Origin of the sequence: Granulibacter bethesdensis (assembly GCF_001889545.1) — a bacterium.
GTDB lineage: Bacteria > Pseudomonadota > Alphaproteobacteria > Acetobacterales > Acetobacteraceae > Granulibacter > Granulibacter bethesdensis_B.
Map to the genome: position 1 here is coordinate 64113 of NZ_CP018194.1, position 15484 is coordinate 79596.

Consider the following 15484-nt stretch of genomic DNA (forward strand, 5'->3'; position numbering starts at 1 on the left):
TGTGTGGACGGTCGATCTGGTGACATTCCCCCTTCTGATGCTGTTCCTCTTTTATATATACTTCGGGCGCCCATGCACCTCGCCGAATTAAAGGCTAAATCCCCCGCGGATCTGCTCAGCTTTGCTGAAAGCCTGCAGATCGAAAACGCATCATCCCTGCGTAAACAGGACATGATGTTCGCCATTCTCAAAAATCTGGCCGAAAACGATCAGGCAATCCATGGCGAAGGAACGCTGGAAATCCTGCCGGATGGCTTCGGCTTTCTGCGTAGCCCGGAAGCGAATTTCCTTCCCGGCCCGGATGATATCTATGTTTCCCCCAGCCAGGTGCGCCGCTTCGGCCTGCGCAATGGCGATACGGTCGGTGGACAAATCCGTGCGCCCAAGGATGGGGAGCGTTATTTCGCCCTGCTGAAGCTGGATACGGTCAATTTCGAGGCGCCGGAATCCGTACGCCACCGCATCAACTTCGACAACCTCACCCCGCTCTACCCCGATCAGCGCCTTAAGATGGAGGTGGAGAACTTTCAGTCCGTCGCCAAGGGGCCGGGCAAGGATTGCACTCCAAGGGTGATTGATCTGATCGCCCCGATCGGCAAAGGCCAGCGTGCCCTGATCGTGGCGCCGCCGCGTACCGGCAAGACGGTGATGTTGCAGAACATCGCCACCGCCATCGCAGAAAATCATCCGGAAGCCTTCCTGATGGTGCTGCTGATCGACGAGCGGCCGGAAGAAGTGACCGATATGGCCCGCAGCGTAAAGGGGGAGGTCATCGCTTCCACTTTCGACGAGCCGGCCACCCGGCACGTGCAGGTCTCCGAAATGGTGCTGGAAAAGGCCAAGCGTCTGGTGGAGCACAAGCGGGATGTCGTGATCCTGCTGGACAGCATCACCCGTCTGGCCCGTGCCTACAACACCGTCGTGCCATCATCGGGCAAGGTGCTGACCGGTGGCGTCGATGCCAATGCATTGCAGCGGCCAAAGCGCTTCTTTGGTGCGGCGCGTAATATTGAGGAAGGCGGCAGCCTCACGATTATTGCGACGGCTTTGATCGATACGGGCAGCCGTATGGACGAAGTTATCTTCGAAGAGTTCAAGGGCACCGGCAACAGTGAACTGGTGCTGGATCGCAAGCTGTCCGACAAGCGCACTTTCCCGGCGATCGATATCACCAAGAGTGGTACCCGTAAGGAAGAGATGCTGGTGGATAAGGCTACTTTGTCGAAGATGTGGGTGTTGCGGCGTATCCTCAACCCGATGGGTACCACTGATGCGATGGATTTCCTGCTCGACAAGCTGAAATACAGCAAAACGAATCAGGATTTCTTCGATGCGATGAACACTTGATAAAATGGCCCGGAAACGGGCCATTTTTTTTGTCTTTATGCCGAATCAAGACTGCGAAAAATTTCTTATTTCTAATTTTATTCCGTTATGCGAAGTATCCCTTAGTATATCCGTAAATACGGGGGTTATTCGCGCAGTGGTTGTATTTTACAGACTTCGTTCAGCCCACGGTACTATTGTCTGCGCAAGCACCAGTGACGGGCAATTGTCTCATCTTCCGATTGATCAGATAGACGGTTCTGAACATGAACCCGTTTATATCGCGCGGTTCACGACTGCACCGCTTTATGGATTTGCTTTTCGCCTATCCGGGCCGATCAGTCTTTCCTTCATCGGGAATCAGGCTGCACAATCCAGTCTTGTCGGTACGAAAATCTATCAGGCTGATACAGGGAAATTTACACTTTTTTCTTTTCCTGGCTATTATTTCTCCTCGGTCCTGGGAGGAAAGCAGAATGGTTGTGCTGCTGCCAGAGGTGGATGGGAAATCTACACGCTGGAAAAAATGGCCGATATACAGCCATCTGATGATGTGGCGCAGTGTTTGGCCTGTCTTGAAAAAATTCTGTCCAGACCACTTTCTGTTGAGCGCCTGATACAGAGTATATATCCGCCAGATGTGTCTGACATCACTTTGGTCAGAACTGTTTTTCAGGCTCTGTTTTTCCTGCTGCCTTACGATGATATTGATACGCTATCGCGTCGGATTGCAGGCGATCTGAATCTTCTCAATGCAGTAAGAGCCATCTTTCCTGATGATTTCTGGTTGCAGACTGCACTGCCGGATTTAAAAAAATGGGAAATTGATCAACGGTCACTACCGGAAACGCTCCGTATCGGACCGGACAGGGATTATTTGCAACGGACGGGTCAGAATTCTCATCCGCATTCCGTAGGATTTCTTTGTAATTTTTCTGGAAGATCGCAGATAGAACCAAGGAAAAATGCCTGCGTGGTGACAACGGCGCGTAATGAAGGCGTCTATATTCTGGAATGGATCGCCCATTATCAGGCACTGGGTTTTGAGCATATATTCTTTTATTCCAACAATAACGATGATGGATCAGAGCAGCTTCTGAAAGCGCTCGCCCATGAAGGGATTATTACCTATATTGACAATGTCCTTGGGGCCGGTTGCAGTGCCCAGTCAAAAGCATTCGGGCATGCCCTCAGTCAGGCGCCTTATATCCTTGATTTTCGATGGGCATTGCTGTGTGATTTGGATGAGTTTCTCATTCTCGATCGTGAATGCTTCTCGGGCATTCAGGATTATCTTGAATGGCAGGAAACATTTCCAACCGATCTGATTGCGGTCAACTGGGTTGAGTTTGGTCCCAATGGCCAGAGCAGGTGGAACAACCGGCCTTTGATGGAGCGTTTTCAAAAACGCCCGGCCAATGCACTCCCTGCTGTCAAATCACTGATTAAACCGCACAGATTTTTTCATTCCCAACCGCATTTCCCTGTCGTGGAACGGAACAGGCCAATCCGGAGAAGGGATGCCGGTGGCAATGAATTACCCTATGTACCCTCGGATGAGGCGACGGCTGCCAATGCCAATTTGCATGAACGGTATGCTTCGCTCAATCATTACTGGCATAAATCTGTGGAAGAATTTCTCTGGAAAGCGTCCAGAAACCGGGGAAACCGGCCGATGAAAACAGAACAAACGACACAAAATGTTACCCCTGAAGTGGCCCAGAGGTATCTGACTCTATACAATTCGAATAATGAAAAAGATGCAGTTTATACAGGCTATTTTGTTGATGAAATTTATCACAAAAAAGAAAATTTACTTAATATCAAATCCGTTAGAAGCATAAATAATGATATCGAGGGAATTTTTCAGCAAAATATAAATAAAACAATACAGCTTTTTAAAAATGATCCATCATTCATGGCAAATTCTGTTTGCAGATCTTTGCTTGAATTACTGAATTGAAAAATCAGGAATGGGTCTCATGCAGGCAAACGCTGTGTTGAACAATTTTGCGCTGGTATGGATGTGTGGAGGAATTCTGCTTTGTTCTGGTCCTGCCTCAGCACAGCATGCCGCTGCTGTAGATGCCGAGAATCATGCCAATCTGGCTAAAATGATCGAGAATGCCAGTTTATTGCCAGTATTACATGATCTGGAGAACAGGAAAAATACGCTTTTCCAAAGTCCGGAGGAGGTAAGAATTTTATCAGGCCCTTTCATCGTCTCGAAACATGTTTCCGGTGCTGAGGATTATGGTGTGGCAGCGGCTTTTATGGCCAACCAGCCACGTTCGCCTGTGACAGCAGCCGGAATCACAGGGGGTTTTTATTCCAGGCCAGAGATGCGTGCAGAATATGGGGGACGGGATACGGCCGGGATTTATGTGACCAATACTGCTTTGCCGCCACTGATTTTTTTGCCTGATGCCCATCTGGAAGATCAGACCAACCCGACCCTGATGGATGGCACACCCAGCAAAAAATATATCAAGGATGTGACTACCAGAGCAAAAAAAATCATGTCACCCTCCGTCGCGCAGGGGACAAGAATTGTGACCAACCTTTCAGCAGATCAGGTCAGACAGCTACAGACCGGTATGTATGTCGAGGCAGGAAAAGGATGGAGTGCTGCTCTCGTTGGTTGGGATCCAGCAGGGCATTGGCTTGATGTCGATAGCTGGGTAGCCTCCACCGGAAAAATGACCCTCATCGGATTCCGTCCGGTCTCCGGGAACGGGACGATTCCGATCAGTGTCGGCATCACAAGTCGGGTTTATGGAATCAATACCATCACACGCTGTCAGAAAGATGCTTTTCTACAGCGTGAAAAATATCCACCTTCCTGCATCAATTATGAAGGCTCCAATATCAACTGGGGGCCAGACATTAAAAGGGATGAATTCAACCCTGATGCCGACAGACCGAATATGGTCGGCATTTATCTCAGTGCAGATGGCAATCTGCAGGGCAGTGCATTTCTGGCGCAAAATCACTGGGACAAAGGGTTTGTGACAGGACACAATGCAGGTGAATATGCAGGGTTTCTGCATGCCGGGGACAGGCATCCTCAGGAAGGTGGCTTTGTCACTCAGCAGGAGGATGGAAGGGCTTTTTCCGTCAGACCTGCATCCCGTCTGCATGCGGTGACGGGTGAACGGCCTTTTGAAGTGAATGCCGCCAATGGATGCATCACAAGTTCGGCAATGGTCGGGCAGGAAAGTCAGCATTGCACGGTGTCTGGAAAAACTCAGTCTCAAGCAGCCATTGAATTAACACGTGATGGAAAATCACCGTCCTCAAAGTCTCTTCTGGTTGTATTGCCGGACAAATCACAAATGCTTCTGCATGCAACCGTGCAGGCCTATCAACCGGAAGACAAAAAATCAGGCGCGTGGGAACTGCGCTGCCTCTACACAAGGGAAGGCAAGGCGATTACGATTCATGGGCAGAGCCTTACACCTTTTCTGCCATCCAGCGCTGTTGCAGGGATGCATGTCGCATGTGTACCGGGGAGCACTGGCATGCAGGCATCTGTTCAGGTTTCATCGGACAGTGCGGCTTTAACGGTCTGGCAGGCTGTTTATGATGCGGAGATTGTGACACATCCGTGATCGGAAAGTTTTTTGGAATTTATTCTTATCATAAAATTCTGCTCCTCTTGTTTCCACACCCAACAGTGGTAAAGATAATTTATGACGCGATGAAAGGGATCGGCATTTGAACGCCTTTTCTTTACCATCATTGGTGGTACGCACATGCTGGGAGTTCGTTTTTTGAGATTATCGCGGTACTGACAGACAAATGGTCATGAGCAGAATTGCCTTATGCATGAATGTCCGCGATGAGGCCCGTGATATTGCGGAATGGATCGCGTTTCACGGCGCTGTTGGTTTTCACTCACAGATTATTTTCGATAATTGTTCCACCGATTCGACCCCTGATATAATCAGGGCGGCATCGAAAGTGCTTGATGTGCGGTATCACCATTGGGATCGTATCGATTCACGATATCAGGTGGATGCCTATTTTACAGCCTGCCATGTCTATCGGCATGAATTCGACTGGATCGCTTTTGTTGATTCCGATGAGTATCTGATCCCGGAATTGCCTGTTCACATGGCGGAATATCTGGATGGGTTCAAAGACCGGGAGGTGGGGGGAATCGGCGTCAACTGGGCCACGTACGGGTCCAACGGATTGGTCGATTTTCCTTCCGGACTGATTGCGGAAAGTTTCACCAGACGTTCCAGCGCAGATTTTTTCCCCAATCGGCATATCAAGTCTATTGTTCGTCCACTGTCAGTCATATCCTGTGATAACCCACACTGGTTCAATCTGGATGCTCCTTATGTGGATGCAGTCGGTAATCCCCTGGAATGGTATGTTTCAGACCAGGGTGAAGTGGTGAAAGGGCTGACGAAAGCGATCCCTGATTATAAGGGGGCAAGAATCAATCATTATTTCACCCGTTCTCTGGCGCATTGGAAGCGCAAGGTTAATCGTGGGTATCCAGCGGATATTGCCATCCGTAAAATGGAAGAATTTGAATACTATAACAGAAATGAAATTGAAGATCCGATTGCTGTTCGATACATGCACAATGCCCTGAAAATTCTTGATCGTATTGGTAATCCCTGACGTTTGATTGCCATGCGATCAGAAGGGGAAGGGCTTGCTGTAGATAGGGCGCATGGCTAGACGATTGTGGCGGGTGCGCCCCTTACGGCAATGGCAGGAGCATGATGGTGTTTGCAACGGCTGATCTGGTGGATGCCTATCAGGATCGTCTCGGCTCCTGCTTTATTCAGTTTGCCAGTTATGGCGGCCATGCAGGTTTCAGCGGGCCGGTTCGCACCATCCGCACCTATGAAGATAATGCCCTGATCAAGGCGACGCTCTCTTCCCCCGGTCAGGGCGCTGTGCTGGTCATTGATGGGGGTGGGTCACTGCGCTCTGCCCTTGTGGGAGATGTGATTGCCGGGTTAGCGGTCCAAAATGGCTGGGCTGGCATCATTGTCTGGGGCGTGGTGCGGGATAGTGTGGCGCTCAAAACCTTGCCGCTCGGAATCAAGGCATTGGGAACCAATCCGTGGAAAAGCGGCAAGGCCGGTTCCGGCGTACTGGATGCGCCTGTTTCTTTTGGCGGTGTGACCTTTGCAACCGGTGACTGGGTTTACGCCGATGAGGATGGACTCCTTGTCAGCGCGGGTGGGGCGCTGCCTCAGCTTTAATATTATAGGACTGACACAGGGATGCGCTTGCATCTGACGGGTGCAAACGGCTAGGGTCCGCCTCAAGATATAAATATATCCTTATATGTCATGGAGAGCAGCATGCCCGATACAGCGGTCGCTGAAGACTACAAGGTTCGCGATATTGGTCTGGCCGATTGGGGCCGGAAGGAAATCCGGATGGCCGAGGATGAAATGCCCGGCCTGATGGCGCTGCGGGAAGAGTATGGCAACAGCAAGCCTCTGGCAGGCGCGCGTATTGCCGGCTGTCTGCACATGACCATCCAGACCGCTGTGCTGATCGAAACGCTGACGGCGCTGGGGGCGACTGTGCGCTGGTCCTCCTGTAATATTTTCTCGACGCAGGATCATGCGGCGGCAGCTATTGCGGCGGCTGGTATCCCGGTTTTTGCCTGGAAAGGTCTGTCGGAAGAAGAATTCTGGTGGTGCATTGAACAGACTGTCCGTGGCCCGGATGGCTGGACCCCGAACATGATTCTGGATGATGGCGGCGATCTGACCGTGCTGATGCACGACAAATATCCCGAGATGCTGAAGGATGTCCGTGGTCTGTCGGAAGAAACGACAACCGGGGTGCATCGTCTGTGGGAAATGGCCAAGGCTGGCAAGCTGCTGACCCCTGCGATCAACGTCAATGACAGTGTTACCAAGTCGAAATTCGATAATCTGTATGGCTGCCGTGAAAGCCTGGTGGATGGTATCCGCCGCGGCACTGACGTCATGATGGCGGGCAAGATCGCGGTCGTTGCCGGATTCGGCGATGTTGGCAAAGGCTCGGCGGCGTCACTGCGTAATGCGGGTTGTCGCGTTCTGGTGACCGAGATTGATCCGATCTGTGCATTGCAGGCGGCGATGGAAGGCTATGAAGTTGTCACCATGGATGAGGCCGCTCCGCGTGGTGATCTGTTCGTGACTGCCACCGGCAATGTGGATGTCATCACCATCGACCATATGCGCGCCATGAAGAACCGGGCCATCGTCTGCAACATTGGCCACTTCGATTCCGAGATCCAGATTGAGAGCCTGCGTAACTATCGTTGGGAAAACGTGAAGCCCCAGGTGGACGAGGTCGTGTTCCCCGATGGCAAGCGTCTGATCATCCTGTCGGAAGGTCGTCTGGTGAATCTGGGTAATGCAACGGGCCATCCGAGCTTCGTGATGAGCGCGAGCTTCACCAATCAGGTTCTGGCTCAGATTGAACTCTGGCAGGCGAAGCCGGGCCAATATCTGCCGAACCATGTCTACACGCTGCCGAAGCACCTTGATGAAAAGGTGGCGGCCCTGCATCTGACCAAGGTTGGAGCGAAGCTGACGAAGCTTTCTGACAAACAGGCCGAGTATATCGGTGTTTCTCAGGCTGGTCCGTTCAAGCATGACCTATACCGGTATTGAATATTATTGATATCTGATATTTTTATTGGATTATTTGGTAAAGGCGGCCTTTCAGAGGCCGCCTTTATTATTGCAGGCTGTTTTGAAAGCCATTTGCGGCTTGACGCAAAAGAATCATAATTTTATTCTATGGAACGATAAAAATTTCCTTTATAAAGCTTCATAAAAGGATGCACGTTCAGCCTGAAGCGATGACTTAAGAGCCTCCCCCAAGCGCATCGTGCAGCGAGAGAAAAAGGGCAGAGGTAATGAAAAATAAACTGCTTTCAGCATGCGACTTTTTCGTGACGTCCTGCGTTCTGCGCGAGGCGTCCACTCGGGAACGTCACCAATAAACAGTGTGGCAAAAATTGCTCACAGAGATGTCCAGGATGATGAATACGCCACGTAATACGGTGCAGATTCATGCTGCATCGGCCCAGATAGGGTTGGTGACACCAGGTCTGCCTGCAATGAGGGAGATGCCTGTGGTGGCTTATACCCAGGCCTTGCAGCGTGCTTTGGCACGGATGCCGGCCGCAGAGGTGGTCAAGGATTGGCTGTTTCTGGAGCGATGGGAGCGCTCCCCCACCATGGCAATGGCCTTTGCATTGCGCGTGAACCAGATTCGTCGTGCCAACCCTGAACTCGCCGCGGAAATCCGGGCGGAAATTGCGAATGGCAGGCCACTGACGGATGAAGAACGCGCCTCTCTCAGGAAACAGAAAAGCCCCTCTTGCTAAAGTTTGATGACCAAGCTATATGCCCGCCAGCCGCTGGTTCGGGCCTGATTGAACCGGCAAGGATGGGGCCATAGCTCAGTTGGGAGAGCGCCTGAATGGCATTCAGGAGGTCGTCGGTTCGATTCCGATTGGCTCCACCAAATATTTAAACTCCAGCCATCTCTGGTTGGAGTTTTTTTATTGTCAGCCGCATGGATGTTTTATTCTCATCGTCGCTCATACTGACAGATAGCCAGTATGTCTGCTGCCAGGGATCGACGGATGCCACGGCAATATGCGCGCCATCATCAAGGATGGTATGAAGGGCATGCCATTGGCGTAAACCGTCACAGCCGCGCATGTAGAGATCGGAATACTGGTGCAGGGACAGGCGCGTAAAATCCAGCCCAAGCCCTTCACCTGAAGATTTGGCCATGGCCTCTTTCACTGTCCAGAGCGCCAGAAAATCATCGATATCGCCTTCTCTATTGTCCTGTGCGTGACACAGGATGGACCAGGGCAATATCGTATCCGATGGTGGTCTTTCTTCTACATCGATGCCGACCGGATTTCCTGCCCGCACAGCGATCACCACATGCTGCCCGCTATGGCTGATGTTGAAATGAAGATTGCCATGGGTGAGGGAGGGTTTGCCGTTTGCATCCACATCAAAAACAAGATCTGTGGGATGCAGATTGAGGAATCCGGCCAGCAACCAGCGTTTCAGGGTATGGGCCGCCTGATGACGGTTTCGATCCGCTGGAAGCCGGTAGGTATCCCGGCGGGTCATTTCCTCCTGGCTCAGCCAGGATGGTGGAAAGCCCAATGCCGCCTCGACCGGGAGCGTGGCTACAACCATGGTGTCGTTTGTCAGGGAAAACGGAAATAAGGCCGATGTGACAGGCGAAGTGGTCCAGGGCGTGCTGAGACAGAAAGAGGATTTCACTCTGGATTTTCCAGTCTGGCGTACCATGTGCAGCCATATAGGATGGCAGCGATTCTGATCATGGAACAGAGGTGTCACAATGTCAGTGGATGTGAAATACCAGACGACGGCAACTGCGACTGGCGGCCGGGATGGCAGGGCCAGCACGGCAGATGGGCGGTTTGAAGTGGCATTATCGACCCCCCGGGAGCTTGGTGGCGCGGGCGGAGAAGGCACCAATCCCGAACAGCTTTTTGCCTCCGGTTATGCGGCCTGTTTTCTGGGTGCGCTCAAGGTGGCGGGGCAGCAACTGAAACAGAAAATTCCAGATGCCGCTTCTGTCACCGCCACGATCGGGATTGGTCCACGTTCTGAAGGCGGGTTTGGCATTACGGCGCAGCTTTCGATCCATCTGCCGGGTGTCGAGGCGGCAGAGGCGCAAAAACTGGTGGAAACGGCTCATCAGATCTGCCCTTATTCCAATGCGACACGGGGTAATGTCGATGTAGGACTGGTGGTCGCATAAGACTGCCTGTCCGTTCCGGAAAAGCGCATGAAAATAGGAATTCTCCAGACCGGCCTGCCGCCTGCTCATCTGGTGGCCGACTATGGTGATTATCCGGCGATGGTTTGTCGGCTGCTGGGGGATCGGCATGATTATTCCCTTTTCGACGTTCAGGCGAATCAGTGGCCGCAGGAAAGAGAGGCCGATCGCGGTGGCTGCGATGCCTATGTGATCACGGGCTCGGCGGCCGGTGTGCATGATGACCAGCCATGGATAAAAGCGCTGGAGGATTTCCTGCGGGAGCGGGCAGGAAGGAGCAAACTTGTCGGCATCTGCTTCGGCCATCAGATCATGGCGGAAGCGTTCGGGGGCAGGGTGCAGCGGGCCAGGGTTGGCTGGGGGCTCGGGCTGCATCGTTATCGGCTGCGTTGCCAGACCGTCTGGACGGATCCGGTGGAGGAGATTGCCATTCCGGTTTCTCATCAGGATCAGGTGGTGGAAAAACCGCCTTCAGCGAGGATCATAGCATCCAGCCATTTCACCCCGTTTGCCGTGCTGGAATATCCGTCGCTCGGGGCGGTATCATTCCAGTGTCATCCGGAATTCGATCCGGATTTCGCAGCCGAACTGGTGCATATCCGCCCGCCGGAGCAGGTGGATCAGAAACAGCGGGATCAGGCCCTGGCTTCCCTGCATAGGCCGCATGACAATGCCCGTCTGGGACATTGGATCAATCGCTTTCTGGCGTCCTGACATCCGGCGGAATATCCGCGCGCATCACACTGCCGAAGGAGGGAGAAAATACCGTGAGGTCCACTGCTCGGGCAGCTGCATGGGCGCAGAGAATGCGCAGCGGGCCGCCATGAGTCACAACAATTCGGTTGTGCCGATCGCACATCCATTCCGCCCAGATCTGGTCGATCCGATGGCGCAGCGCCCGCATGCTCTCGCCGTTGGGGGGCGTAAAATCATCGGGTGATGCCGCCCAGCGATCCAGTGCGGTGCGGTCGATATCGTCCCAGCGACTTCCTTCCCAGTCGCCGAAATCAAGCTCCTGAAGTCGTGGATCGATCATGATCGGGGGGGAATGCATTTGCCCGGCCAACCAGTTGGCCAGCCACTGGCAGCGCAAGGCCGGGCTGCTGATGATGATGGCATCCTGCATCTCTGTCAGCTGCGCCAGAATGGCGCGGGCAGCCTCTTCCCGATCATCAGCCAGAGGGACATCAAGGCGGCCATAGCAAAGTCCGCCAGCAATGGCTGGTCTGGTATGGCGGATCAGGGCCAGCTGCATGATGCGTTTATGATCCGGCTGGCTCGTGTGGCGTTGCATCGCTGTTGGAGGACGGTGCCTGCAAGACACCGATCTCCCGAAGATAGGTGATGACTGCCCTGGCCGCATCCTCGGCGGAGGGATGCACCATCAACTGCCCATTTCCTTGCGCTCCGGCTTTCGCAATCAGACGAGGACGGGCACGATAGGGGCGTTCCTCGATATCAGAGGAGGGTGCCTTCACCATGCCTTCATGCTCCGGCAACAGGGTGGAGGCTTCGATAGTCTCGATCACGCCTTTCCGCATAGCGGCAAATGCGAAAGGCAGCGGCCGTGGCGCTGCCGGATGCACGGTCAGCACGCAGGGCAGTTGGATGCTGACGGCCCGCCTGGCGCCTTTTGGCCTGGCCTGAAGCAGATGAAGTGTGGTCCCCGCTGCCGTATCACGATCAATGGCGGCAATATCGGCGGCAATCGGCCAGCCCAGCGCCTGTGCCAGACGATAGGGCAATGTGCCGCTATCCATGCCGCCTTGTGCGCGGCGGCCTGTCAGGATCAGATCGGGCGGGTTGCGGCGGATGAAAGCCAGCAGCGCGGGCAGTGGATCAATATCGGCGTCCTGACGCAGCATGACGATCCGGTTCAGCCCATGGCCGGGCACGTCACGCAACGGCGTGGCCTCCGGCCCTGCATGCAGACCGGAGACATGGGCCCCGAGCTGGTGGGCAAGGGCGATGGCCTGCGTTTCTTCCATCACGGGGGCGGCCCGGCCTGAGACGGGATGGCACCCGGCCGAGAGCAGCACCAGCACGTTCAGACGGTTGGTATTGGATATGTCTGACTGGGTCATGGCGTTTCCCTGCCTGGGCTGTGATCGTCCGGGTTAACCCTTTCCCGGCTGGCATCGCGCTCTGCTGCCAGGGCAGCGAGGATGGCCGGCATGATGTCCTGTGCATCGGCGACGATGGCAAGCCCGGCCCGGGCGATCATGGCGGCGTGCAGATCGGTATTGACTGCAACGACATGCTCCACGCCCGCCACACCCTGAAGGTGCTGCGGCGCCCCGGCAATGCCGAGCGCGAAATAACAGGTGGCATCAAGGATGCTGCCGGTTGCCCCGACCTGCCGGTCGCGTGGCATCAGCCCGGCATCGCAAATCACCCGGCTGGCCCCTGGCGTCGCGCCGAGTGCAGCGGTCAGAGCGTGGAAGGTTGCAAAATCGGTGATGCCATTCCCGGCGGAGACGACGAACGATGCTTCTGTCAGAGCCAGCTTCCCTGCATCGGGGGGAATGTCGCGCCAGCCCGTCAGGGCACTGGCCTCCACCTGAGGCAGTTCCAGCGGGATAGGGCGCGCTTCATGCCGGATGCCGGTATGGGGTGCGGCACGATCGGCGCTCAATGCCAGCAGAGGCGGCGGCACCATCCGTTGCTCACGCCGGCGGGCATGGCTGGGGCGGATTGCCTGAGACGCGGACAGGGCCTCGATATCGGTGGCGATGTCCAGCCCCGACAGGGCGGCGACACGGCGTGCCAGATCGCCGCCATCAGGGCTTTCCGGGAACAGAACGTGTTTCGGGTGCAGGTGGGCAATCGCGGCGGCCAGAGCGGCAGCACGCGACTCGACAGAATCATCCTCGCACTGAATGAGGCGGTCGGCGCCGTTGTCACCCGCATCGGCCAGCGGGGGGCCGAACAGCACGACGGCGCCTTGTCCGGCGGAACCCGCTTTGTCAGCAAGGGTCCGGGCGGCGCCCAGTATCTGCCGGTCATGCGGTGACAGGCGTCCCCCTGCCGCATCAGGCACGGCGAGGATCAGGAAAGCGGGATCCTCGATTATACGGATGCGCGGTGCGGTTTCCTGCATGCGTGCGGCAGGAGAGGCGGTGGAGGAAGCTCCCCCCTGCCAGGCGCGATCCAGACGCGGGCGGGAAGCAGGAGAGGGCACGGCCTGTGCCAGCGTTTCGGTTCGCGGGTTGCGACGGCGGCGGCCAAAGGGAGACCCAAAGGGAGAGGCTCCGGCATCAAGTGTGACCGCTGCCAGCTGGTAACGTGGCCGCTCCCCTCCGCTCACACGGCGTGCCTCTCGCAGGGCGCGAGGATCGAGACGGGGGCGAGTCATGCCACAACCTCCGGCAGGGCGGTTTGTGACGGCGGCGGCACCCGGGTTTTGGCATGCTCGATGCTGTCCAGCAGCAATTCAGCAATATCCTTGACCTCGGGGCGGTCTCCGGTGACGCCTTCCAGCATGGCGGTGCAGCCGGGACATCCAACCGCGACGATGGAGGCGCCCACGCCCTGAGCATGGCTCATGCGGATATCGGGGATACGCTTTTCTCCCGCAATATCGCTGACCGGCGCACCACCGCCACCGCCGCAGCACATGGCGCGTTCCCCATGCCGCTCCATCTCGACACGATGGGTGGTGAGACGATCCAGAATGCGACGGGGGGCATCCACCTCACCATTGTAGCGCGCCAGATAGCAGGGATCATGATAGGTGACGGGACGGTTTTCGGATTTCACAGGATTCAGTTTGCCCGTTGCAATCAACTCATCCAGCAGCGCGGTGTGATGCAGCACTGGCCATGTTGCCCCGAAAGCCCGGTATTCGTTGCGCAACGTGTGCAGCGCATGCGGGTCCGCGGTGACGATGCGGCGGAAGCGACGGCGCTTCAGCGTGGCGATATTGTCCTGCGCCAGACGCTGGAAACTGGCCTCATCACCCAGCCGCCGCGCCAGATCGCCGCAGTCCCGTTCCTCCGCGCCCAGGACGGCGAAATCAACGCCAGCCTGCCGCATCAGCGCGATCAGTGCCCGCAGGCTCCGGCCATAGCGCAGATCGAACGCACCTTCGCCCAGCCATAGCAGGATATCGGTTTCTCCCTGTTCCTCCAGCACTGGCAGGGTCATCCCGGCGGCGAAATCAGTTCGTGATGCCAGCGCCCGTCCGCCCGCATCATCGGCGTAACGCAGATGATGCAGTGGCTGGGCGGCTTTTTCCGGAATAGCCCCCAGTTCCAGCGTCTGGAAGCGGCGCATATCGACGATGGCGTCCACATGCTCGATCAGCATCGGGCATTCATGCACACAGGCGCGGCAGGTGGTGCAGGACCACAGCGTATCCGGATGAATCACCGCCTCCGCGCCGATGATCGGGCGATGCGCACCGCCATGCCCCGCCACCGGACGCGCTTGTGGATAGGGGCTGCCTGTATAGGCGTCGCCGCCATGCAGGGCGAACGTCAGGTCCTGAATCAGCTTTTTGGGGTTGAGTGGTTGTCCGGCGGCAAAGGCGGGACAGGCCTGTTCGCAGCGCCCGCATTGAATGCAGGCATCGAAACTTGCCAGACGATTCCAGGTGAAATCGGCAGGTGTTGAAACACCCGACTGCCCTGCTTCCAGATCGAGCGCAAGCAGCGCTGTATCACGGTCCCCCTCGAAACGGCCCCCCTTGAAACGGCCCGGACGCGGATGCGCCGCCAGATGCAGCGATCCGGCGACGGCATGTCGCATTGGTCCGTTCGGCAGATGTGCCACCAGTGCCAGACCACCGGTCAGTGTCATCACTGCTCCGGCGGCTCCTGACGCGTGGGACAAAACATCCGGCAGCATGCCATGCAACGCCGCACCGACCGAGGCGGTCAACCCGCCGGTCAGATAAAGCCCAAGCCAGAGCGGCAAAGTCAGAAAGCGACCGGCTGACAGATGCGGCGGTGTTGTCGGGCTGCGCCGTGCCGCGACGTGACGCACACCGTTCAGACCGATGGCGTAGAATGCGGCGGTGACGATCCAGAACAGGGAAGCAATCACGCCGTCCCGATGCAGCACTGGCAGGATGGTGGAGAGCAGCGTCAGCACCGATCCGGCCAGCAGCCCGCCCGCCACCAGCTTGTGCATCCGGGCGTTCTCCGGCCTGCGCTCGACGACGTGATGCACATCAACCAGATAGCGGCGGGGCATGGCAATCAGCCCGCGAACCCAATCCACATCCGTTTTCTGTCCGACCCGCCAGCGCAGGACGATGCGTAGTGCCTGAACCAAGACCAGCAGGATCAGAAACCAGATAACCAGCAACAGCGGTGTGCCCGGATGCATGGCGGGGACTCCT

14 protein-coding genes and 1 tRNA gene are annotated in these 15484 nt (G+C 55.9%); 10 read left to right on the plus strand and 5 right to left on the minus strand.

Features of this window, described 5'->3' with window-relative positions; translation table 11 throughout:
* The first annotated feature begins 72 nt into the window (after positions 1 to 72).
* The 8 genes from rho to GbCGDNIH8_RS00330 all read left to right on the plus strand — a co-directional run bounded on the left by rho (position 73) and on the right by GbCGDNIH8_RS00330 (position 8832).
* Complete coding sequence (gene rho, locus GbCGDNIH8_RS00295; protein ID WP_072571658.1) at positions 73 to 1347, plus strand: transcription termination factor Rho; 1275 nt, start codon at positions 73 to 75, stop codon at positions 1345 to 1347.
* 4 nt (positions 1348 to 1351) lie between these two features.
* Positions 1352 to 3289 (plus strand): glycosyltransferase family 2 protein, encoded by a 1938-nt coding sequence (locus GbCGDNIH8_RS00300; RefSeq protein ID WP_081368748.1) that lies wholly within the window; start codon positions 1352 to 1354, stop codon positions 3287 to 3289.
* A 19-nt stretch (positions 3290 to 3308) separates the two neighbouring features.
* Positions 3309 to 4937 (plus strand): hypothetical protein, encoded by a 1629-nt coding sequence (locus GbCGDNIH8_RS00305; protein ID WP_072571660.1) that lies wholly within the window; start codon positions 3309 to 3311, stop codon positions 4935 to 4937.
* Positions 4938 to 5154: 217 nt separating this feature from the next.
* Positions 5155 to 5964 (plus strand): glycosyltransferase family 2 protein, encoded by an 810-nt coding sequence (locus tag GbCGDNIH8_RS00310; protein WP_072571661.1) that lies wholly within the window; start codon positions 5155 to 5157, stop codon positions 5962 to 5964.
* Positions 5965 to 6065: 101 nt separating this feature from the next.
* Positions 6066 to 6557, plus strand: coding sequence for a ribonuclease E activity regulator RraA (rraA, locus tag GbCGDNIH8_RS00315; RefSeq protein WP_253736055.1), 492 nt, complete (start codon positions 6066 to 6068; stop codon positions 6555 to 6557).
* A 102-nt stretch (positions 6558 to 6659) separates the two neighbouring features.
* A complete protein-coding gene (gene ahcY, locus GbCGDNIH8_RS00320) occupies positions 6660 to 7970 on the plus strand; it encodes an adenosylhomocysteinase (RefSeq protein WP_072573466.1) in 1311 nt (436 codons plus the stop codon).
* 371 nt (positions 7971 to 8341) lie between these two features.
* The gene (locus GbCGDNIH8_RS00325) at positions 8342 to 8692 is read left to right on the plus strand and encodes a hypothetical protein (RefSeq protein ID WP_157692497.1); all 351 of its coding nucleotides are present in this window, start codon (positions 8342 to 8344) and stop codon (positions 8690 to 8692) included.
* 64 nt (positions 8693 to 8756) lie between these two features.
* A tRNA-Ala gene (locus tag GbCGDNIH8_RS00330) sits at positions 8757 to 8832 on the plus strand.
* 5 nt (positions 8833 to 8837) lie between these two features.
* Here GbCGDNIH8_RS00330 and GbCGDNIH8_RS00335 read toward each other — a convergent pair.
* Entirely contained in the window at positions 8838 to 9617 is a 780-nt protein-coding gene (locus tag GbCGDNIH8_RS00335) for a 4'-phosphopantetheinyl transferase family protein (RefSeq protein ID WP_157692499.1), read from the minus strand.
* A 79-nt stretch (positions 9618 to 9696) separates the two neighbouring features.
* Between GbCGDNIH8_RS00335 and GbCGDNIH8_RS00340 the strand changes: the two genes are divergently transcribed.
* On the plus strand, positions 9697 to 10122 hold the full coding sequence (locus tag GbCGDNIH8_RS00340) for an organic hydroperoxide resistance protein (protein ID WP_072571664.1): 426 nt from the start codon (positions 9697 to 9699) through the stop codon (positions 10120 to 10122).
* Positions 10123 to 10149: 27 nt separating this feature from the next.
* A complete protein-coding gene (locus tag GbCGDNIH8_RS00345) occupies positions 10150 to 10854 on the plus strand; it encodes a glutamine amidotransferase-related protein (protein ID WP_072571665.1) in 705 nt (234 codons plus the stop codon).
* Here the strand turns inward: GbCGDNIH8_RS00345 and GbCGDNIH8_RS00350 are convergent.
* The 4 genes from GbCGDNIH8_RS00350 to GbCGDNIH8_RS00365 are packed head-to-tail and all read right to left on the minus strand — an operon-like array spanning position 10832 to position 15471.
* A complete protein-coding gene (locus tag GbCGDNIH8_RS00350; RefSeq protein WP_072571666.1) occupies positions 10832 to 11395 on the minus strand; it encodes a histidine phosphatase family protein in 564 nt (187 codons plus the stop codon). The two genes, GbCGDNIH8_RS00345 and GbCGDNIH8_RS00350, sit on opposite strands and share 23 nt — an antisense overlap.
* Positions 11396 to 11402: 7 nt before the next feature.
* A complete protein-coding gene (locus GbCGDNIH8_RS00355) occupies positions 11403 to 12224 on the minus strand; it encodes an adenine nucleotide alpha hydrolase family protein (protein WP_216634465.1) in 822 nt (273 codons plus the stop codon).
* Positions 12221 to 13495 (minus strand): electron transfer flavoprotein subunit alpha/FixB family protein, encoded by a 1275-nt coding sequence (locus GbCGDNIH8_RS00360; RefSeq protein WP_072571667.1) that lies wholly within the window; start codon positions 13493 to 13495, stop codon positions 12221 to 12223. The genes GbCGDNIH8_RS00355 and GbCGDNIH8_RS00360 overlap by 4 nt, the downstream gene beginning before the upstream one ends.
* Positions 13492 to 15471, minus strand: coding sequence for a (Fe-S)-binding protein (locus GbCGDNIH8_RS00365; RefSeq protein WP_072571668.1), 1980 nt, complete (start codon positions 15469 to 15471; stop codon positions 13492 to 13494). The genes GbCGDNIH8_RS00360 and GbCGDNIH8_RS00365 overlap by 4 nt, the downstream gene beginning before the upstream one ends.
* Positions 15472 to 15484 lie beyond the last annotated feature (13 nt).